Origin of the sequence: Saprospira sp. CCB-QB6, assembly GCF_028464065.1 — a bacterium.
In the GTDB taxonomy this organism is placed as follows: domain Bacteria; phylum Bacteroidota; class Bacteroidia; order Chitinophagales; family Saprospiraceae; genus Saprospira.
This window is the reverse complement of record NZ_CP116808.1, coordinates 3,179,610-3,200,400: the sequence shown is the minus strand read 5'-3', so window position 1 is coordinate 3,200,400 and position 20,791 is coordinate 3,179,610. Positions and strand designations below refer to the sequence as shown.

Here is a 20,791-nt window from a genome sequence, read left to right as displayed (position 1 = left end):
AATGTACGGTTATCTTTTTCTTAAGTTTATAGCTTGTAATTAGCTATCTAACAAACCTAAGCGATCGGCAAAGCGCCAGAGATCAGCTCTAGTTGTCATTCCCAATTTTTTGCGTAATTGCTTCAATTGGGTTTTTACGGTAGCTTCCTTACGGGTAGAAAGTTTGGCAATTTCGTTAGCCGTTTTTCCTTCTACCCAATATAGTAACAATTCTCTTTCTCTAGCACTTAATTGCCCATATTTATCTATATCAATCTGCTCAACTAGCTCTTGTTCCAGCATTTCCTTAGAAAACTGGTAGGCTCCTAATGGTCCAAACTGAATTGCTCGAATAGAAAGTTGCTGGCTTGAGGGCTGATAGTGTGCCAAATCGAGCTGCCAATTTCCTGCCGTTTTTCGTTGACAAAACTGCCAATGATTGTCTTCTTCTTCTTGGTTAAATACAGGTAAACAAACACCTCCCCATGGGCCTTCTTTAGTTCCCTTTTGCAGACGACAAAGAAAGGGCTGTTGTCCACAGACTAATGGTGCAAATAAGCAATAGTGATGTTGCTTTTTTTCCATTATTCTACTTTTTTAGGATAAATTTCGAATGCCTGTATAAATCGCATCCATTCATGAAAATTGCTAAAGGGCAATTTAGCTCTTAAGTTACTCAGGTGTTGTTTTATTGTTTCTGAGGAGCAGCCCAAAAGAATGGCTATTTCTCTTGTGCGTTTGCCCTCGCCCCAATAAGCCAAAACTTCTAGTTCTCTAGCTGACAAGCGGCGGTAACTTTCATAATGGCGCAATTGCAAGTTGCTAATCCGAATTTGCCGTTTTAGTCGTTGGCTCCAGTCTCCTGCTTCATCTACGGGGAGACTAAGAGAGAAAACCCAATCTCCATCTTTGGAGGGTTGGTGAGAAGCGAGGCGAAGTTGGTATTCTTTGGTCCAAACAGAGGTCATTTTAACCAATAGCTGATAAGGATTCAGCTCTTTTTTCCAATCTCGCCAACGTTGTACTCGAAGATAGTGAGCTAAGCTGCTTGGCTCTACAAAACTTAAAAAGCGTTCTCGGCCAAAGCTCACTAAATCTTCATCCTCTCCGACTCCATAGCAGCGCCTAAAATTATCATTAACATAGGCAAAGTCAAACCGACGAGCATGCATAACGGCTACAGACAAAGGTGCAGTTAAGCCTTCAAAATAACTACTCAAGCGCTCTAAATCTTTACTCAAGCACCAAGTCTGCAACTCTAACAATAACAGTTGTTCTTGCTCTGTATGTTGTTTGCTATTCATAATCTAGTCTTTGCGCTTCAAAATAGGTTTTTATCTATAAGATTTAATGTTTTTTAGATAAAAAATCCCCCAAAAGGGGGGTGTTTTTATTTTTTTGGACAATCATTAGTTATCAAAAGGGCTATATTCTTTTCGACGAACGAAGCGAGGAGCAGTATGCAGGGTGCGGAGCGCCCGCAGGCCTAGCGATGTGTAGCAGTGGCCCAAAGGGCCAGACCGAAGCGCTTTGGCGCTGAAGGGCCGAGCGAATAGCGAGCTGCGAAACGTAGCGCCGCAAGGCCTTTGGCCGCAGTGGAGGCCCCAAAAATCAGACAATCTTCAATAAAGCTGCAATACAGCGATCGATCTCTTCTTTGGTATTTTCATAAGAAAAAGAAAGGCGTAGGCTGCGCAATTCATCGGGAAGGCCCAAGGCAGCGAGCACTCGAGAGCCCTTGAGTGCGCCAGAGCTACAGGCCGAGCCTCCAGAGGCGCTAATGCCTGCTAGATCGAGCTTAAAGAGGAGCATATCGGTGGGGACTTCGGTTTGAAAATTAACAGAAAGCACCTTATAATGGCTTTGGCCTTGCCAGTCGCCGTTGAAGGAAACCCGTTCTCCAAAATTGGCTTGCAGCTGCTCAATTAGATAAGTTTTGAGGCCTGTGATCTGTGCTTGATGTTCGGGCATTTGGGCCAAAGCCAGGTCTACGGCCTTGGCAAAACCGACAATTCCCGCCACATTTTCGGTACCTGATCGCAGTTGTCGCTCTTGACCACCGCCAGCAATTAGGGCGGGAATCTGAATGCCTTGGCGGACATACAAAAAGCCCACACCTTTTGGACCATGTAATTTATGGGCAGAGCCCGACATAAAATGGATGGGGGCCATCTCTTTTACAGAAATGGGATAATAGCCTAGTGTTTGGACGGTATCTGTGTGAAAATAGGCACTAAACTCCTCGCAAAGGGCGGCAATAGTCGCAATATCGTTTAGGGTGCCCAACTCATTGTTTGAGTGCATCAGACTGACTAAAACCTTGCCTTGAGTTTTGGCCAAAAGGGCTCTCAACTGCCCTAAATCGGCTCGGCCAAAACCATCAATAGGCAAATCAATACAATTAATTCCTTGACTCTGCATTTGGCCAACTGAATTGCGCACACAAGCGTGTTCAATTTCTGTAGAGATAATTGTTTTTACGCCCAAGGCAGCTACGGCCCCTTTAATGGCGGTATTATTGGCCTCGGAACCTCCTGAAGTAAAAAACAATTCAGAGGGCTTGGCACCAATTGCTCTTGCAATATTGCGGCGCGATTTCTCTAAGGCGGCTCGGGCCGCTCGCCCCTCGGCATGAATAGACGAAGGATTGCCGTATTGCTGCCGTAAAAAAGGCAACATAGCCGTTAGGACCTCCTCACGGATAGCCGTGGTAGCGGCATTGTCAAAATAAATTCGTTGCATGATATCTAGTTGTTGTTCGCTGTAGTTGCCCTAAAGGGCTAAATCAATAATAACAAAGGTTGCTCATTCCCAAAGAATGTGCAACCTTTTTAATTCTTTTCAAAGAGCTTTTCCTGAACTTTGTTTCTAAAGGAATTCTCCTCTAGGCCATGATGATCTCTCGAACATCTGACTTGATTTTGTTTGCTAGATTTTGGGCAGTTACCGAAGAGGCACTTTCTGTATAAATGCGAATGATAGGCTCTGTATTCGACTTTCTGAGATGAATCCAGTTTTCATCAATGAAAATCTTGAGGCCATCAATCGTATTTTTGGGATAGTTAACATACTTTTTCTCCAAAGCCTCCAACAATTGGTCTATATCAATCTGTGGCGTTAGCTGAATTTTATCCTTAATAATGACATAATTAGGATATTCAGAGCGCAAAACCGAAGCGCGCTTATTGCTGCTCGCCAAAAAGGATAAAAAGAGCGCAATCCCCACCATAGCATCACGTCCATAGTGCAGGGCAGGATAAATAATACCGCCATTGCCTTCCCCCCCAATAATGGCCTCCACCTCTTTCATCATTTGCACCACATTGACCTCCCCTACGGCAGAAGCTGTATATTGGCCCCCATGCTTTTTGGTCAATTCGGCCAAAGCCTGAGTAGAAGACAGATTAGAAACTGTATTCCCCCCTCCTTCTTGGCCCAAGATGTAATCAGCCACAGCAACTAGCGTATATTCTTCGCCAAAAGGCTCGCCATCTTCACAGATTAAAGCCAGACGATCTACATCGGGGTCTACCGCAATGCCCAAATCGGCCTTTTGCTTGAGAACCTCCGCAGAAAGCGCAGAAAGATTCTCGGGCAAAGGCTCTGGATTATGCGTAAAACGCCCCGTAACCTCATCATTGATCGCGATCACCTCACAGCCCAATTGCTCAAGCAAAGGCACCATAGAAATAGCTCCCGTAGAGTTAATACAATCAATAACAACTTTATAATTCTTTTCTTTGGTCAATTCTGAACGGACCAACTTGAGCTGCATGATCAAATCAATGTGCTTCTGAATGTAGCCCACTTTTTTATGAGAACTGCCCAACTCATCTACAGAAGCATACTCTACCTCCCCAGAAGAAATTAAACGCAAAATCTCACTACCATCCTTGGCCGAAATAAACTCTCCACGATGATTGACAAACTTCAAGGCATTCCACTCCTTGGGGTTATGGCTAGCGGTCAAGATGATCCCTCCATCAGCCTCTTCCTGCATCACAGCCACCTCTACGGTAGGGGTAGTCGATAAACCTAGCTGATACACATGTACCCCCATCATCCGCAAAGTAGCCGAAACCAATTGCTCAATCAATTCTCCAGATACCCGCGCATCTCGCCCCAATACTACAGTGGGAGCTTCTTTACCCGTTTCCTGCTTAATCCAATAGGCATAAGCCGCCGTACTTTCTACCAAATCTTGAGCAGTTAGGTTCTCCCCTACTGCCCCTCCAATTGTTCCTCGAGTTCCCGAAATTGACTTTAATAGTGCCAAAAGCTTTAGCTTTTACGTTTTATCAAAATAGAACACATTCAAAACAAAGCCCATCAGCCCAAACGGACCTAAAGCAGCATTTTTAAATGCTATTCCCACTCCCTTAAAAACGCTCCCAACAAAGAGCGCTTTCAAATTTTGCCCAAAAATAGTTTTTTTATTTATCATTGTACAGTGATCTGATTCAAAAACTCCCCTTTTTCTTCGCTTTCTCCAAATTCCTAACAATATGCGGCCTATTTTTTTCCTCTTGCTTAGCCTGTCCCTTCTTCTACTCAATTGCCAAAAGGAAACAGAGACTTTTCCCGACTTTGAGCTGAGCTACTTCCCTACCGATAGTGGACATTACGTGATCTATCAAGTAGATAGCATTTACTACAATGATTTTGACCGTACTGTCGATACGGTCTCTCTCCTCATCAAAGAGGAAATTGGCGGCGCAGAAACCGACAACCGCAACCAAGCCTACCAACGCCTCAATCGCTATTACCAAAGAGATAGTAGCCCTTGGCAACTAGCCGAAGTCTGGGCCATCCAAATTGAAGGCAGCTTTGCCTACCGAATCGAAAATAATCAACGCTATATCAACCTGAGTTTCCCCCTCCAACTAGGCCGAAGCTGGGATGGCATCCCCTATATCCGCCGCGATACCGTCATTAGCATCCCCGGCGGAAGTATCGATATCTATAAGGATTGGGATGAGTTCGAAATTATCGAATTAGATGGCAACTATAGCTATAATGGACAAGCCTTTGACTCGGTCCTAACTATCCTACAAGTCGATAAAATTAACAATATTGAACGCCGATATAGCCTAGAACGCTATGCCAAAAACTATGGCCTCATCTATAAAGAACAACTCATTCTAGATACCCAATGCAACGGAAATATCGCCAACTGTATCGGCATCCCCTGGGAACAAAAAGCCGAAAAAGGCTATATCCTCAAAATGACTTACCTCTCCTCTAATTAAATGATAAAAGGCCCAAGCTTCTCCCCAAAGCTTGGGCCTTTTTAGTCCCTAAATCATTCTATTTACTGCTGTTTTTAGGGCATTCAGCTCGCAGCAGTTACTCCCTTCGGTCGTCGAACTGCAGCCTAAAGGCCTTGTTGTCGTTGCGCAGCTCGCTGCTGTTTTTGGGCCTCCTGCCTGCGGCAGGCGCTACGTTGCGCAGCTCGCTATTCGCTCGGCCCTTCGCGCAAGCTGGCTCGGTCTGGCCCTGCGGGCCACTGCTCCACATCGCTAGGCCAAATGGAGCAGCTCCGCTTCAAAGCCAATAAGCTAAGCCGCCTTCCGCTTCCGCCGCCCAAACCAACCCATCGGAATAGATAGCGCCAATAAACCACCAACCGCATAAGGCCAATAATCCGCTAGCTTTCCCTTTTTGGCCACGGGAATAGGGCGAGGATCCCCCATCTGAATAAAGGCCGACCAATAAGCAGGATGCCCCAAACTCTGGCTCTCAATCCCATTTAGATAATCTAATTTGGCCTGACGCAAAGCCATTGATTTACTTGCCCCATTCTGCAAATACAAATAAAATCGCTGCATAATATAGGCCGTACTCTGGTCATTAACCTGCCATAAACTCGCCAAAATAGAAGAACTTCCAGCAAACTGAAAAGCTCTGGCCAAAGACAATAAACCCTCTCCAGATTGATATTCCCCCGCCCCAGTTTCACAAGCAGAAAGAACCAATAAATTTGTCTTGACTTTTAACTGAGCAAGCTCCCAAGCCTCCAGAAAGTTGTCTTCTGTACTATCTTTCGTTTCACTAAAAACCAAAGAAGATAAAAAGGGCTGCCGCTTTTCTAATACCCCATGCAAAGCCAAATGCATCAAACCATAGCCTTCTTGCTGACTTCGCTTAAAGTTGGCCTCACTAGCCGCTTGCCCATATAAAAAACGACCATCAAAAAAAGCCTCTAAATACTCTACCTCTTTCTGTGCCGCAGGCAAAGGCCCCAATACAGATCGCCGATTCTGCAAAATAGGACTGCGCAATTCACTATACTCTTGACTAGATTCATAGCTTCCAGCAAAGGCAAGGACTTTACTGTAAGGATAAAGTGGCCGCTGTTTGTAGTCCAAATACAATTTAGCTGAAGACTGATAGCTCAATTCCCGCTCCTTAATGAGATAAGGTAATGATTGGTATGGCGTAGATAAGGGCACCGACTTACTCAATAAGGCCTCAAAAGGCAAATAACTCATAGGCCCATCCAATACTAATGTCAACCTACTTGCTTTCTGTTCTTCCAAAATAGGCCAAATCAATTTCTCACTAACTGATAAGGCCAGCCTTAAATAACGCTCCCGACTTTTTTCTGCTTTATTCAATACCTGACTATAAGCCTGCATTTCCGTCTGCAGAGCCATACAATCCTCTAATAAACCTTCTTTTTCTAACTCATAAAGTTTTATGCCCGCTCTAGTCACCGCAAAAGCATAAAGTCCATGAGTCGACCAAAAGTACTCCAACAAAAGCTCATCTTCGGCCAATTGCTGTTGCAAGGCCGACACATCCAAAAGCTTGCTGCTCAACTGCTGCTCAAAATAAGCTGGAAACTTCATCTTAATCGCCTTATCTAAAGCAATTATCTCTAGTTCCTTCTGAGCAATCTGTACATCTAGCTGCTTTTTGGCCGCCGCCGCCAAGCTACGTGCCTGCTGTTGCTTGAGGGCCATAAACTCCTCTTCTAAATTAGCTCTTTTGGCCAAAATGCTATCGGGCAGTTGTACCCCCCAAGCCCCTAGTTGTTGCTCTTCCTGAAACAAAACAGCCTTCTGTTCTTCCGCTAATTGGAGTAAATTAGCCAAAGGTTGTTTTCGAGCCAAAGCCACCTGAAACTGATGATTGATTAAGCGCTGGCCCAAATATAAATTTCGCTGTTTATCTTGCTCATGACTAAGCTCCTGACGAATTTTTCGATTGTAATCCAAAGCCAAATCAAAATACATAGCCGCAGAGTCTAAGTAAATAGCCTCCTCTTCTCCTAACTGTTGATATATCTGCCCATAAGACTCAAATACATCAAGTAAAACAATAGCTGATTTGACCAAAGGATAGCCCCCCTCAAAAAAATCTGCATCTTTTACTAAATTGGCCTGATAAAGCTTTGCTGTTATTTCCTTAGCTTGAGCATAGTCTTTTTGTCCTAAACAGATTTGTATGTAGTTATCATAAACAGAAAACAAATGGGTTAAAGGGCCCGACTCCTCCAATAAAGTAGTCGCCTCTACAATTAGCTTTCGAGCCTGCTGATAATTTTGCTCATTTTTACAAAAAGCAGCATAATTACTTAGTACTAAGGCATAGTCTCCTATATGCTGAGCATATTTTCTCTCTAACTGCATCAGCCGCTCATAATACTGCTTTGTCAACGCCTCTTTCCCCATACTTTCAGATAAAGCAGCTAAGTTATTGATACATCTACGGTAGTCTCGATGCCCTTCCCCCAAAGTCTTGCGCAATATTTTTTCGGCCTGCAACAAATGTTTTTCGGCAGCGGCATAGTCGCCTATACCATACTCTAAAACGCCTAAAAGATCAAGGTCAGTAGCATAGAGATAGTGATCCTTACCATAATAAACCTCATCAATAAGCAGCACTTCTTTATAGAGTTCTAAAGCCCGAGTTGTTTGCCCCATTTCTTCATAAATAGTGGCCAAATTCATCAATATACTAGCATCCTTTTCTTCTTCTAGCGCCTTAGAAAGGGCTATTGCCTCTAGTAAGAAGGCCTCCGCCTCCGCCAAATGCCCATCATCATAAGCTATGATACCCTCTAGATTGAGTACCTCCAATAAGTTAGCTTGATCCTTACTTAAGGTTGCCAGTTTTCTAGCAATAACCAACTCCTTTTTAGCTTGCTCATAGTTTTCTAAGAGGTAATGAACATTAGCTGAAATAAGTAATAAATTGTCATAATCTGCTGCGTCTTTGGGACAATCAGCCAAAAGCATCTGTATAACAGGAGCGGCCTCCTCTGCCCTATCTTGGTTAATTAAAGGCAAACAACTCCAACTTTTCCAATGCCTCTTTAAGGCTAATGTCTCTGCTCGTTCTGCCTGTGTCAAACAATAGTTATATGTGAGCTCTAACTCCCCTAAAGCATCCAATAGGTAATAAAGACTATCGGCATAGGCCCAATAATTAGGACTCGAAGTGGATAGGCCTAGATAACTATCGACTAAGGGGGAAAGCTCTTCTTCTGTTTCCTGTATTTGCTCATAAAGTTCTTGGGGAGAAGTCTGGGCTTGGCCGAATAGGGGTAGACAAAACAACAGTAGGGGGATTAGGGATTTCATCTGTTTTGTTTTAATGAATATTATTACTTAACGATAAAGCGATACACTTAATATAGGGCTTAACTTGCTTAAGTTTAAGCATTCTCCACAGCATCGGCTGAGGGGCTGGAGCAGGGCCGCCGCAGGCGGCAGACCAAGGAGCAAAGCGACGCAGGGCCGAGCAGAGCTGCGGAACGGCCCGACCCGACCGTAGGGAGGGGCAGCCCCAAATAGATCTAAAAATCAAGTCCTATAGCCAAATCAAAAAAGTCTGCAGTGATGCCATGCGCCTTAATGCGCACAGCCAAATAGGGCGTATGCTTGTGCTTGAGGGGCGAAAAGGGATAATAGGCAATACTACCCCGAGTATAGGGGAGTTTGACCACTGGCTCCGTAATATAATAGCCGACTTGCAGCCCCAAACCGATATGGCCCAATAACCACTCATGCCCTGCCCAAAAGAGCAATCGCTGGGCCTTTTGCCGAGCTTCTTCAGGGGTTAAGGTCAAATTACTGAGCCAAAAAGCCTCTACCCCTGTATGATACTCGCCCAAAAGCCCAAAACGAAGGGTTTGGGTCGAGGCATAGCGATAACTACCATAAAGCATAGCACTATAAAGCGCAAATTTTGGCCCCCGCTCCGTGCGCCGCACCTCTGTCATGCCCAAGCCCAAATCAAAGCCTATGCCCCAGCGCTTAGGAGGCTGATAATCCTCTTGCGGAGCTTGATAGTCCTCTTTTTGCAATGCTTGGGGACGATAACGCAGACCTAAATGCAGACTAGCCGCATTGATGCCTAAATTTGGAAACTGAGAGGCGCCATTAGAGTAATGCGTAAAACTAAAAGAAGGTTGCAACAACCATTGTTTAGATAAGGGAAGTTGCAGGCCCAAACGCAAGGCCGTATTATTGTTCCAATGCGAACCAATGATATTATTGTCGGGATTTCGAAAGCTGTTGCCATAATTAGAAACATAGGCTACCCCCATACCCAAACGACCATAAATTTCCCAATCTCCAGAACGCCAAAAGGGAAACTTGAGTTGAGGCATCAGACCAAGGCCCCAACCCAAACGAGGATCGGCAAAGTCTTGAAAGGATAAAATAAGTCCAAATTCGGGATAGTTTGCCAAGGCTTCCCAAGCCCGTTTTCCATGAGTCTGATACGACCAATTGATCTCTCCTCCTAGGGTAGGCGGCAATTGATCTACAGGAATGTTGATGTACTCTCTATGTTTGATGAGGGTCCCGTAATGTGCCCCAAACTCAAAACTATGGCCCTTTTGGGCCCAACTTACCGAAGCCCAACAAAAGATAATAAAGATAGATAACTGCCGCATCCTGTTTTGCGCCCAAGATAAGGCTTTTAGACTGAAGTCGCTTAAAGAAAATAAGCTTTGGGGGCTCCTACCTCATCCAGAGGATTAACAGAGGTCCTCTGCCCCACTAGTTCAAGTCCTCTTGAGTATTAACTGAGGTCATCGGGAGCATCTAAGCAAGTCAAAAGGAGGACCTATACAAGTCATTCAGACCACCTAAGGAAATCCTCAACTTCATCAACTGAAGTCCTCCCGACCATTTAAGGAAATCCTAGCGAGGACTAGTAGAAATCATCCTGACCATTTTCATAGGTCCAGGCTTGGGGGTAAGCTAATCCCCTTGAGGGGTACAGCACCCATTGGGAGGGGTAGGCCTACCCCTCTAGAGGGCTTCTCATACCCCTCGGAATAAGCCATAAAACTAATGCCCCAGACGAAGACTCGTCTGGGGCATTAGTGCTTCATTTCCACTAAGGGACTAAGGTTATGGGGACAATCTGCTGCACATAATTGCCTTTATGATCAATATAACAGCGGATTTCCAGTTCTGCTGCTCTAGACAGGCTATCGGTATACACCCAACTGGTATCAATTTCAAGCAAGCCCTCATGAGTGTGCAGGCCAGCGGAAAATAGTAAATCGTAATTGCTGGTATCTAAGACATAGAGCTCATAGCCGTGCATTTCCCAGTCTTCTGCAGAAAAATTAGCCTGTATTTGAATGGCTTCACCTCTTCGGAAGGTCTCACCAGGGCTTGGACTTAATAAGAAGCTCTCTACTTCCTCTTGAGTGGGGGCCTCAGGTGCTTTTTCACAGGCAAAAAGACTCAGGCTAAACAGTAGGCCAATCAGAATAAGATTGCGCATAATATTATTTTTTTAGAACAGATAAATGGCTCGAAGACTGGCCTGCCAACGGCCATAAACATAACCTTCTCCCAAGGCTTGCTGAATAGGGAGCTGGGCCTCTAACCCAAAGGCATAATTTTGTAAGAAGAGGTCGGCTCCAAGTCGGCCCCAAAGCGCCCAACCATAAGTAAACTCTTCGGGAATATTGCCCCGATAATCGGGATTGCGGTACTCATAGCGCAGGCCCGCCTGATAAGAAATAGAATTCCCCTTAATCTTCTGGCGATAAAAGCCATATAGATTGGTATTCCAACGGTCGCCAAAGGCATAATTGGTCTCTGGCGCTCGAGTATTGAGGGTATAGCTCATTTCTAGGCCCCCACCCCAGCTCCGATATTGCCAGTTATAGAGCAACATGAGCGGGATATCCCAAGAGCCTGTTCCCATTTGTAGGTTGGCGGGCAATAGTTCCCCATGCTCATTTTGGCGTTGATAGCTGCCTGTTGGCAACTTGAGGCCAAAGCCAAGTTGAAGGAAGTGGCGCAGCTTATATTCCGCACTATCCGTATTATTATAAAGGGTAATATTGGCTTGCACACTGGCATCGCCTAGGCCCTGATTATAACTCCAAACCTCATTTTCATAATTACTATAATGCTGATAAGGCAGGGTCGCAAATAATTGTACACGGTTCTTGAGCAAACCATAACGGCCCCAGATTTCGGCCCGCTGCAAATAATCCCAAGCTTCTAGGCCCTCTCCCGCCTCCAACAAATAGGGCGGATGTTCGGTATAATACTTTTGAAAACGGTAGCGCAGGCCCATAAAACGGCTGCGATAATTGGGAAGTAGGCCAAAAACATTATCTCCGGCACCACTACCACAAACATCACAAGCCCAAAGGCTAGGCGCAAATAATAGTAAAAATAGAAGGCTGATGAATAATCGCATAAGAGGCTATTTTGCTCCTTGGCGGCCATGGCCGCCAGGAATTTCTTTATCTTGCGCAAAGATAACTTATAACCACTATGAAGGAAAAGAAAAAGAACAATTGGCTTGAAAAGCTAAAGAAGAGTACCGATTTGTTTTGGTCCGAAACCTATCCCGCCAAAACGGCCGAGGAAAAACAAGCTTACTGGAGCGCTTTGGTCCAAAAAGCACTCAAAGAAGCGGAGAAGAATGGAGAGGAACTCAGCCAAGTCTTTAGCCCCAGCTGGTGGCAGGAGATTAAGGCCCAAGATGCCCAAGCTTGGGATTATCTGGACAAAAGTTTTCCTAAAACGGAATTTCCAACTATCTGGAGTTCTTGCCCTCAAGATTAGGATTTTGGGCCCGCGGCCGCCCTTTATAGAGGGGCGGCCGCCGCTATGCTGCGCCGCTCGCAAGCCTGCTCGGCCCTGCAGGCTTCACTTCGTTCGCCTTGGGTCTGGCCCTGCGGGCCACGGCTGCGCAGCGCTGGGCCCGCTCGATCAGCCGATGAAAAGCCAGCAAGCTGGCTGAGCGGCTCCATTTGTAAAAGATAAACCCTCATTCTTATTATCTATTATGGCCGAGCCCTAGCATTTTGCGCTGGGGCTTTCCCCAGCGCATCGGCTGAGGGGCTGGAGCAGGGCCGCCGAAGGCGGCAGACCAAGGCGCTTTAGCGCCGCAGGGCCGAGCAGACTTGCGAGCTGCGCAATGGCCCGACCCGACCATAGGGAGGGGCAGCCCCAAAAAAAGAAAAGTAAAAGCAATCACAGAAAGATGATGAAAAATCGCTTATTATTCCTCTGCTTATGGCTATCGGGAGCGCTATGGGCGCAACTTCCCCAAGCCAATTTCCCACTCATTGGGACCAATGGACAGGCCCTAGATTTGGCTTGGCAAGGGGGCCTCAACTCCCCACAAATCTCTATGGCCGATTTGGATGGCGACCAAGCCGATGAGCTCATTCTCTTTGATCGGGTGGGCCAAACTATTGATATTTATAGTTTGCAGGCCGATGGAAGTTATTTGCCGCGGCCAGCGCTTAGCTCCCGCTTCCCTTTAACTGAATTGCAATACTTTATGCTGGTTCGAGACTATAATTGCGATGGGATTCCCGACCTCTTTAGCTACTTCCAAGATCCAATTTTGGGACAAACGGGGATCGTCGTCTATACCGGTCTCCCCAATTTGGCAGGCCAAGTGGGTTGGTCCACAACAGGGCAGCGGCTTTTTTATCAGACAGCTCAAGGGCAGCAAGAAAACATTTTTCTCAGCACCATAGACATCCCCGCTATTGATGATATTGATGGAGATGGAGATTTGGATATATTGACCTTTAACCCTTCTGGGGGCTATATTGAATACTTTAAAAACCAATCTATAGAAGCGGGCCATGCTTGCGATAGTCTCCATTTTATCTTGGCCGATAATTGTTGGGGCCGAGCGTATGAAAGCGGTTTACAAGCAGCACTCGATTTGAGTCCCAGAATAGATAGCTGCTCGAATTGGGCGGGTTGGACAGCCTTGCGACCACAGTCGGGCCGTCATGCGGGCTCTAGCCTGCTCAGCTTAGACTTGGATGGGGACCAAGATAAGGACCTCATTTTGGGCGATCTGTCTTTTCCCAACCTCATCGCTTTGCGCAATGCGGGACAGCAGGATACCGCTTGGTTTGACCAACAGAATGTAAACTTTCCGACGGGGCAGGCCGCTCAGGTAGAGGTTTTTCCTGCCGCCTTTTATGAGGATGTAGATGGCGATGGGTTAAAGGACTTCTTGGCCACGAGCAATAGAGACTTTGCCTCGGAGGACCGCAGTTTATTGTTTTACAAAAATACTGGCAGTAACAATCAGCCACAGCTACAGTTGCAGAGCAATCATTTTCTGATTGAAGAGATGTTAGATTTGGGGACCAATGCCTTTCCGCTTTTGGTCGATTGGGATGACGATGGCGATCAGGACCTCATTCTGGGGCATTATGGCAGCTATCAGACAGGCAATAACTATACAGCAGGGCTTTGGTACTTTGAAAACCAGGGGACCGATGCTCAACCAAGCTTTAGACAGCAGAGCGATGATTTGGGCCAATTGCAGCAGTACAACTTACATCGTTTGGTTCCTACCGCAGCCGATATAGATGCCGATGGCGACTTGGACCTCCTAGTCGGTTTGGATGATGGGCAATTGTACTTCTTGCAGAATACGGGCTCAGCACAAGCACCACAGCTATCGGTCCCCTTTCCCTATCAGGGAATAGATGTGGGGCAGAATGCGCATCCGCAGTGGGTAGATTTGGATCGAGATGGAGACTTTGACCTTGTTTGTGGAGAGAAAAATGGAAACATCAACTACTTTGAGAATACAGGGGATAGTAGTCAGGCCCAATATGCGGCTAGTCCAACGACTAATAGTTTGGGCTTTATAGATACTCGTCAGGCGGGCTTTACCGAAGGTAATTCTGCCCCCTTCTTTTTGGACCGAGGGCAGGAATATGTCTTATTTGTGGGCAGCCAAAGTGGGGAAATTTGGAGTTATGATAGTATAGCGCAAAACATTTTGGGGACTTATCGCAGAATCAGTCATCCATTAGACCAAATTGATGAGGGTTGGCAGTCAGCTCTGGCCGTTAGCAATCGTTTTGGGGCGGGGCAAGAGACCTTCTTCATCGGGAATCGAAGAGGGGGGATTAAGCTCTACTATGATTTGACAAGTAGTACGAGGCCCTTGGCCCAAAAGCAAACACTAAAGATTTGGCCCAACCCTAGCCGAGGGATCTTCCAGCTAGATTGGCCTGAAACATTAACTGCAGACCAGCTTAAGGTTTATAATCAATTGGGTCAATTGGTCTATCAAGAGGAGGTGAACAATAAGCAATTAGATCTTAGGGGATTTCCTGCTGGTCAATACATTTTAACGGTATCTAATAATCAAGGCAGCCTATATTCTCAGATTCTTGTTATATATTAAAATAGAACTTATCTACTAAGTCATATAAAAATAGTTGCATTATGCATAAACTGCTCGTACTCCCTTTTTTGCTCTTTGCTGGCCTTAGCTTTGGCCAAACTGTAGAGCCTTGGTTGCCCCCTGTAATTAACAGCAATGGGGACAGCTTAATTTATGGAGCGCTGGGTGGGTTAAACACCCCACAGTACTCTGAGTTAGATTTGAACAATGACGGTAAAATGGACCTATTGGTCTATGACCGTTCTGGGCAAATTGCCTTAACCTTCCTCAATGAGGGTGGCCCCAATGAGATTAACTACAAGTATGCGCCCCAATACCAAAAGAACTTTCCGCAGGGAACCCGCAACTTTATGTTGGCCCGCGACTTCAACTGCGATGGAATTGCGGACCTCTTTTTCTTCAATCAGCCCCCCTTTACCTCTGGGGGAATTGGGGTATATAAAGGCCGCTACAATGCCGATAATGAATTAGAGTTTGACCTTTTTAATCCTTTATTGGAGTATACACATCCGCAGTTTGGAGTGAGCGATATCTTTATCTTTAATCCCGATGTTCCTGCTATTGAGGATATTGACTTTGATGGCGACCTAGATATTGCCGCTTTTACGCTTGATTTTACCTTTCAGCGAAATGTGTATTATTATCGCAATACCTCTATAGATAATGGCTATGGTTGTGACTCCCTACATTTTGTCCTAGAGCATGAATGTCATGGCATGTTCTCAGAAAGTGGTTTTGACAACACGGCCTTGCTTAGCCCTGGCGTAGATAGTTGTGCGGGCAACCCTTATTGGGGGAGAATGGCTAACCCACGACATATTGGTTCTACCGTTACCTTGGTAGACTGGAATGCCGATCAGAAAATGGACCTGCTCATGGGCGATGTGAGTGTAAACCACCTCAATATGTTGACCGCAGAAATCGTTAACGATACCTTCCTTTTTGTGAGTCAGGATGCCAGCTATCCCAGCTATGATATTCCTGTAGATATCTTTAGCTATCCTGCTGGCTATTTTATAGATGTAGACAATGATGGCGATAAAGACATGATTGCCACGCCCACCGAATTGGCCACAGGAGAAGCGGTAACAGATTCTGTTTCTTGGCTCTACCTTAACAATAGCCTCGATTCTACTATACAATTGGCCTTTCAGCAAAAAGACTTTATGGTGGGAGAAATGATTGACTTGGGCATGACCAGTTTTCCCAGTATTGTAGATGTTAATGCCGATGGCCTTTTGGACCTAGTTGTTGGGCATTTCGCCTTTACCGATACCTTTAATCTGTTTAGCACTAGCTTACACTACTATGAAAATGTGGGTACAGCAACAGCCCCCGCCTTTAAATTGATGAACAGCGACTTTGCAGGCTTGGGTAGCCTAGGCGAACAATCTTTTGTCCCCACTTTTGGCGATATTGACGGCGATGGCGACCAAGATCTTCTCATTGGTTTGGTAGATGGTACTTTGGACCTAATCGAAAATACAGCAGGCGCCAACCAACCGATGACTTGGGGCAATCGCATCGATAGTTTTGCTGGCATTGATGTGGGGAGCGTAGCTTATCCTCAATTAGTAGATTTGGACCGAGATGGCGACCTAGATTTAGTTGTGGGCAATGCCATTGGTCGAATGTACTATTACGAAAATGATGGAGATGCCAATACCCCCGATTTTCCCAGCAGCCCCAGCAGCAACGCCTTTGGTTTTGATCTCACGGCTTATGGGGGAAGCTTGGCCGCCCCTCATTTTGTAGATATAGATACTGACTTTGAGCTCTTTTTGGGCCATGATGATGGCAAAATTCTACAATTCAACAATATTGAGGGCAATGTCACAGGGCTTTATGATACCCTTAGTCTAGACTTTATGGGCTTTTGGCAGGGACGCAACAGCAGCATTGCCGTTGCCGACTTAGATGGAGATGGCGAACGTGATTTTGTACTTGGCAACATCCGCGGAGGGCTATCTTTTTACCGCCCTTCTTATGTAGATACCACAACGAATATCACTCAACTCCTTCAAAGCAGTAGCTTTAGCCTTTTCCCCAACCCCAACCAAGGCGAGTTTGTCGTAAAATGGGAGGCCCCACTAGAGGCGGGCGGACAACTCTTTTTGTTTGACCTCATGGGCCGCCTAATTGAGCAGCAGCAACTGGTCCAAGGACAACAGTTTAGCAGCTTTCAGTTGAAGGACTTGCCTGCTGGGCAGTATTTGTTGCAGTATCGTAGCAAAACAGGACAACAAGAAGTACAAAAAGTAATTATTCGATAATGATTTGGGGCTGCCCCGCCCTGCGGGCGGGTCGGGCCATTGCGCAGCTCGCTGCTCGCTCGGCCCTGCGTCGCCGATGGCGCCTTGGTCTGCCGCCTGCGGCGGCCCTGCTCCAGCCCCTCAGCCGATTAGGCGGCTGTTAAGCCGCCTGCTGGGCGAGCCCCTCAGCTTAACTGCACAAATGGACCAACTTGGCCAGCGCTCTGAAGAGCGCTGGCTTTTTTATGTGCTCATCGGGCGGGCCCAGCGCTGCGCAGCGGTGGCCGCAGGCCAGACCGAGCTTTTGAGCGCAGCGAAAAAGCGAAGGGCCGAGCGAAGAGCGAGCCGCGAAGCATAGCGGCGGCCAGCTTAGCTGGCCGCGGGCCCCAAAAAAAACAGAAGAGCGATCAGCAAAGCCATTGAATCTTTGTATTTTGGCCAGACTGCAAAAAACAATTATGAAGAAGAAAAATGCGATACAGCAATACCTACAAACCATTCCGCATATTGTGCGCTATGTTTTGCTAGGGGCGCTAGTTTTATTTATCAGCCTCTTTTTTCCAAACAACATCCGTTTGGATTATAACTTTGAGCCTGGAGAAAGCTGGCGATATGAAGATTTGAGGGCGCCTTTTGCCTTTCCGATCAAGAAATCGGACAATATTTTGGCCCAAGAAAAGGAGTATTTGGCCAAGGATTTCATGCCTTATTATCGCTTAAATACGGAGTTGGGCAAGCAGCAAATTGCTAGTTTTGAAGCGGCTTTTGCGCAGCGTTACCAAGAATTGGACGATAGTCTGCAGGCCTTAATTGATAGTAGTCAGGCCCAAGACTTGGGGCAAGGATTGCTGCAAAAAACCTATACAAAACATATTATAGAGTTGGCGGCCCAGCATCAGGCAGAGGGCAAAGAGCTGCAATTTCGCTTAATTGAACAACAAGTAGAATTAGGCGAACATCAGGCTTTAGACTTTCTTTCGCAGCGGGAGGCCGCCCAGATTGTAGTAGACAGTTTGGGCAAAATGCCACAAAGCTCGGAGCAAACCGAGCTTCTTTTGGCCCTGCTCGATAGCCTAATGGCACAAGCGGATATTACTTATGATATGGCCCTGACGGCCAAAAACAAAGCCCTAGCCATTGATAATATTTCGCTCACTAGAGGAATGGTCAATGCTGGCGAGTTGATTATTCGACGAAATGAATTGGTAGATTCTAGTGCTTATGCCAAGCTCATTTCTTATAAAGAGAAATATGACCAAGAAATCAATCAGCATAAAAATGGCTTTTTGATTTATTTGGGTTATTTGCTTTTGACCTTGGCCTTGATTGCCATTTTTAGCATTTTCATGCGAACCTATTCGCCAGATCTCTTTCACAACAACCAGCATTTGAGCCTTATTTTGGTCTTTATTGCAGGTTATTCTTACCTATCTTTTGCTGTAGATCAATTGCCAGAATTGAGCTCTTATCTGATTCCCTTTTGTATTGTTCCCATTGTCATTAAGAACTTTTTCTCGGCTCAGATGGCGCTCTTTACGCATATCGTAATCATTCTGATTGCGAGTATGCTGCTCTCTTTGGATTATCAGTTTATTTTGGTCCAGATTATTGTGGGTATGGTGGCCGTATTGACCAAACGCAAAACCCGTTATTTGACCGACTTCTTTTTTGCGGTCCTCTATATCGGAATAGCCTATGCCGCTTGTTACCTTGGGCTAGAGCTCATTCACAAAGGCGCCTTTTCGCCTGTTTTGGCCGAAGATGGCCGCTTGATTGAAGAGGGCGTAGAATGGGGCAACTTGGGCTGGATTAGCTTTAACGTCTTTTTGACCCTACTCACCTACCCTTTGATTCCTTTGCTAGAACGCATCTTTGGGCTCATCTCTGAAATTACCTTAGTAGAACTTTCAGACCTCAACAAGCCCTTACTCAAAGAACTATCGCTCAAAGCACCAGGCACTATGCAGCACTCCTTGCAGGTCGCCAACTTAGCCGAAGCCGCTTGCTCAGAAGTAGGTGGAAATGCCCTACTCGTCAAAGTAGGCGCTCTCTATCACGATATTGGAAAGATGCTCAACCCACCTTACTTTATAGAGAACCAAAACCAATATAATCCGCATGAAGAATTAAGCTATAAAGAAAGTGCAGCCATAATTATTGGGCATGTAACCGAGGGCGTCAAATTGGCCAGAAAATATCGCTTACCGAGGGCTTTAGTCGATTTTATCGCCACGCATCACGGCAGCACCCGTGTAGAATATTTCTATCGGATGTACCAAAAGGAGAATCCCGACTTAGATGTAGATCCAGCAGACTTTACCTACCCTGGACCTGCCCCTCGAAATAAAGAAGAAGCCATCTTGATGTTGGCCGACTCTATTGAGGCGGCCTCTAAGAGCTTGAAAAACCCCACAGGCCAAGATATTGACCAGCTAGTGGACAAAATTGTTAAGTTCAAGTTAGAGCTGGGCCAATTGCAAAACACAAATATTACCTTTAAAGAACTCGACCAAATTAAAGCGGTATTCAAGAAAATGCTTAGAAGCATCCAGCATGTTCGCATAGAATACCCCGAAGAACAAAAAAAGAAATCCGAATAATTATGGGCTATATTATCCGTGCCATGAAACCTCAAGATGCCAAAGCCTTTATTGAGCTTTTGCAAACCACCGATGCCGAAAGCGATTTTATGCTACAAGAACCTGGCGAACGCAAAATGAACAGCTTTCAAGTACGCATGGCCGTCTCTACGGGTATTCATCGCATCTTTTTAGCCGAAGAAGAAGAAACAGGCCGTCTAATTGGTCATATTGCAGGCGCCTTCCCCTATGGCCAAGGCGAACGCATCAAGCACGCTATGCATATTGGCATCTCCATCCTCAAAGAATTTTGGGGACAAGGCCTAGGCAATGCCCTTTTTGAGGCCCTAGAAAACTGGGGACAAGAAAACGGCATCCATCGCCTAGAACTAACCGTCATGACCCATAATGAAAGAGGAGTCGCGCTTTACCAAAAACGAGGCTTCGAAATCGAAGGCACCAAAAAACATTCAGCCAAAGTCAATGGCCAATACATTGACGAATATCTAATGGCTAAACTCTTTTAAATTTCTACCTAAATTATGTCACTAAACATATTAGTTACCAATGATGACGGCCTAAGCGCCCCAGGTATTCGCGCCCTAGTAGAAGTGGCCCAAGAATTTGGGCAGGTCTATGTCGTCGCTCCCGATAGTCCACAATCTGGACAAGGGCACGCCATTACCCTAGAACACCCCCTCCGCCTCAAAGAACAACGCATTTTTGGCCCTAATATTCCCGCCTATGCCTGTTCGGGCACTCCCGTAGATTGTGTCAAGTTGGCCAAGCATGTTTTACTCAAAAATCAAGATATTGACCTCTGTGTTTCAGGGATCAACCACGGCTCCAACGCCTCTATCAATATCATTTACTCAGGCACTATGTCCGCCGCTATGGAAGCTTCCGTAGAAGGCATTCCCTCTATCGGCTTTTCCCTACTCGATTATAGCATCGAAGCCGATTTCTCTGCCGCAAAAATCTACGCCCGCAAAATTATCAAACAGGTCCTCGAACAAGGCCTGCAAGAAACCCTTCTCCTCAATGTCAATATCCCCAAACTACCCGCCGATACGATCAAAGGGATTAAGGTTTGCCATCAGGCAGAAGGACATTGGGCCGAGGATTTCTTAGAAAATACCGACCCCATGGGCCGCACTTATTATTGGCTAACAGGCAAGTTCACCTTATCCAAAGAAGACGAAAATGCCGACGTTTGCGCCCTAGAAAATGGCTACGTTTCTGTCGTTCCCTCTATGCACGACCTCACGGCCTATCCCGCTTTAGATCATCTCAAATTTCTGGAAGAAGTATAAA

General features: G+C 45.9%; 16 protein-coding genes. 7 read left to right on the top strand and 9 right to left on the bottom strand.

From position 1 onward, the window contains the following. Window positions 1-39: 39 nt before the first annotated feature. The 5 genes from PPO43_RS12285 to PPO43_RS12265 all read right to left on the bottom strand — a co-directional run bounded on the left by PPO43_RS12285 (window position 40) and on the right by PPO43_RS12265 (window position 4,483). Window positions 40-564, bottom strand: a complete 525-nt coding sequence (locus PPO43_RS12285; RefSeq protein ID WP_272618205.1) for a response regulator transcription factor — start codon at window positions 562-564, stop codon at window positions 40-42. Beyond that, a complete protein-coding gene (locus tag PPO43_RS12280) occupies window positions 564-1,283 on the bottom strand; it encodes a helix-turn-helix transcriptional regulator (protein WP_272618203.1) in 720 nt (239 codons plus the stop codon). Before PPO43_RS12280 ends, PPO43_RS12285 begins: the two co-directional genes overlap by 1 nt. A 307-nt stretch (window positions 1,284-1,590) precedes the next feature. After that, the gene (locus tag PPO43_RS12275) at window positions 1,591-2,721 is read right to left on the bottom strand and encodes a cysteine desulfurase family protein (protein ID WP_272618201.1); all 1,131 of its coding nucleotides are present in this window, start codon (window positions 2,719-2,721) and stop codon (window positions 1,591-1,593) included. Between the two features lie 142 nt (window positions 2,722-2,863). Continuing rightward, window positions 2,864-4,255, bottom strand: coding sequence for a phosphoglucosamine mutase (gene glmM, locus PPO43_RS12270; RefSeq protein ID WP_272618199.1), 1,392 nt, complete (start codon window positions 4,253-4,255; stop codon window positions 2,864-2,866). Window positions 4,256-4,267: 12 nt separating this feature from the next. Next, entirely contained in the window at window positions 4,268-4,483 is a 216-nt protein-coding gene (locus PPO43_RS12265; protein WP_272618197.1) for a hypothetical protein, read from the bottom strand. A gap of 1 nt (window position 4,484) precedes the next feature. On the opposite strand from PPO43_RS12265, the gene PPO43_RS12260 reads away from it, so the two are divergent. Further along, a complete protein-coding gene (locus tag PPO43_RS12260) occupies window positions 4,485-5,228 on the top strand; it encodes a hypothetical protein (RefSeq protein ID WP_272618195.1) in 744 nt (247 codons plus the stop codon). Between the two features lie 309 nt (window positions 5,229-5,537). On the opposite strand, the gene PPO43_RS12255 is transcribed toward PPO43_RS12260, so the two are convergent. From PPO43_RS12255 to PPO43_RS12240, 4 genes are all read right to left on the bottom strand, one after another. Beyond that, window positions 5,538-8,567: a CHAT domain-containing protein gene (locus PPO43_RS12255; RefSeq protein WP_272618193.1), complete on the bottom strand. Its 3,030-nt coding sequence runs from the start codon at window positions 8,565-8,567 to the stop codon at window positions 5,538-5,540. Window positions 8,568-8,782: 215 nt separating this feature from the next. After that, complete coding sequence (locus PPO43_RS12250) at window positions 8,783-9,886, bottom strand: acyloxyacyl hydrolase (protein ID WP_272618191.1); 1,104 nt, start codon at window positions 9,884-9,886, stop codon at window positions 8,783-8,785. Between the two features lie 449 nt (window positions 9,887-10,335). Beyond that, a complete protein-coding gene (locus PPO43_RS12245) occupies window positions 10,336-10,731 on the bottom strand; it encodes a hypothetical protein (RefSeq protein WP_272618189.1) in 396 nt (131 codons plus the stop codon). A gap of 12 nt (window positions 10,732-10,743) precedes the next feature. Then, window positions 10,744-11,664, bottom strand: coding sequence for a hypothetical protein (locus tag PPO43_RS12240; protein ID WP_272618187.1), 921 nt, complete (start codon window positions 11,662-11,664; stop codon window positions 10,744-10,746). 77 nt (window positions 11,665-11,741) lie between these two features. Between PPO43_RS12240 and PPO43_RS12235 the strand changes: the two genes are divergently transcribed. The 6 genes from PPO43_RS12235 (at window position 11,742) to surE (ending at window position 20,790) form a co-directional block, all read left to right on the top strand. Next, on the top strand, window positions 11,742-12,035 hold the full coding sequence (locus PPO43_RS12235) for a hypothetical protein (protein ID WP_272618185.1): 294 nt from the start codon (window positions 11,742-11,744) through the stop codon (window positions 12,033-12,035). 421 nt (window positions 12,036-12,456) lie between these two features. Further along, window positions 12,457-14,646: a T9SS type A sorting domain-containing protein gene (locus PPO43_RS12230; RefSeq protein WP_272618183.1), complete on the top strand. Its 2,190-nt coding sequence runs from the start codon at window positions 12,457-12,459 to the stop codon at window positions 14,644-14,646. 41 nt (window positions 14,647-14,687) lie between these two features. After that, window positions 14,688-16,919 carry an FG-GAP-like repeat-containing protein gene (locus PPO43_RS12225; protein ID WP_272618181.1) on the top strand — a complete coding sequence of 744 codons (2,232 nt, stop codon included), beginning with the start codon at window positions 14,688-14,690 and terminating at the stop codon, window positions 16,917-16,919. A gap of 437 nt (window positions 16,920-17,356) precedes the next feature. Continuing rightward, window positions 17,357-19,498 carry an HD family phosphohydrolase gene (locus PPO43_RS12220; RefSeq protein WP_272618179.1) on the top strand — a complete coding sequence of 714 codons (2,142 nt, stop codon included), beginning with the start codon at window positions 17,357-17,359 and terminating at the stop codon, window positions 19,496-19,498. 2 nt (window positions 19,499-19,500) lie between these two features. After that, window positions 19,501-20,004 (top strand): GNAT family N-acetyltransferase, encoded by a 504-nt coding sequence (locus PPO43_RS12215; RefSeq protein ID WP_272618177.1) that lies wholly within the window; start codon window positions 19,501-19,503, stop codon window positions 20,002-20,004. Window positions 20,005-20,019: 15 nt separating this feature from the next. Then, entirely contained in the window at window positions 20,020-20,790 is a 771-nt protein-coding gene (surE, locus tag PPO43_RS12210; RefSeq protein ID WP_272618175.1) for a 5'/3'-nucleotidase SurE, read from the top strand. Window position 20,791 lies beyond the last annotated feature (1 nt).

Bases quoted from the DNA above. Each gene is read 5' to 3' on its own strand.
- PPO43_RS12285 (WP_272618205.1), bottom strand. From the start codon at position 564: ATGGAAAAAAAGCAACATCACTATTGCTTATTTGCACCATTAGTCTGT.
- PPO43_RS12280 (WP_272618203.1), bottom strand. From the start codon at position 1,283: ATGAATAGCAAACAACATACAGAGCAAGAACAACTGTTATTGTTAGAG.
- PPO43_RS12275 (WP_272618201.1), bottom strand. From the start codon at position 2,721: ATGCAACGAATTTATTTTGACAATGCCGCTACCACGGCTATCCGTGAG.
- PPO43_RS12260 (WP_272618195.1), top strand. From the start codon at position 4,485: ATGCGGCCTATTTTTTTCCTCTTGCTTAGCCTGTCCCTTCTTCTACTC.
- PPO43_RS12255 (WP_272618193.1), bottom strand. From the start codon at position 8,567: ATGAAATCCCTAATCCCCCTACTGTTGTTTTGTCTACCCCTATTCGGC.
- PPO43_RS12250 (WP_272618191.1), bottom strand. From the start codon at position 9,886: ATGCGGCAGTTATCTATCTTTATTATCTTTTGTTGGGCTTCGGTAAGT.
- PPO43_RS12245 (WP_272618189.1), bottom strand. From the start codon at position 10,731: ATGCGCAATCTTATTCTGATTGGCCTACTGTTTAGCCTGAGTCTTTTT.
- PPO43_RS12240 (WP_272618187.1), bottom strand. From the start codon at position 11,664: ATGCGATTATTCATCAGCCTTCTATTTTTACTATTATTTGCGCCTAGC.
- PPO43_RS12235 (WP_272618185.1), top strand. From the start codon at position 11,742: ATGAAGGAAAAGAAAAAGAACAATTGGCTTGAAAAGCTAAAGAAGAGT.
- PPO43_RS12230 (WP_272618183.1), top strand. From the start codon at position 12,457: ATGATGAAAAATCGCTTATTATTCCTCTGCTTATGGCTATCGGGAGCG.
- PPO43_RS12225 (WP_272618181.1), top strand. From the start codon at position 14,688: ATGCATAAACTGCTCGTACTCCCTTTTTTGCTCTTTGCTGGCCTTAGC.
- PPO43_RS12220 (WP_272618179.1), top strand. From the start codon at position 17,357: ATGAAGAAGAAAAATGCGATACAGCAATACCTACAAACCATTCCGCAT.
- PPO43_RS12215 (WP_272618177.1), top strand. From the start codon at position 19,501: ATGGGCTATATTATCCGTGCCATGAAACCTCAAGATGCCAAAGCCTTT.
- surE (WP_272618175.1), top strand. From the start codon at position 20,020: ATGTCACTAAACATATTAGTTACCAATGATGACGGCCTAAGCGCCCCA.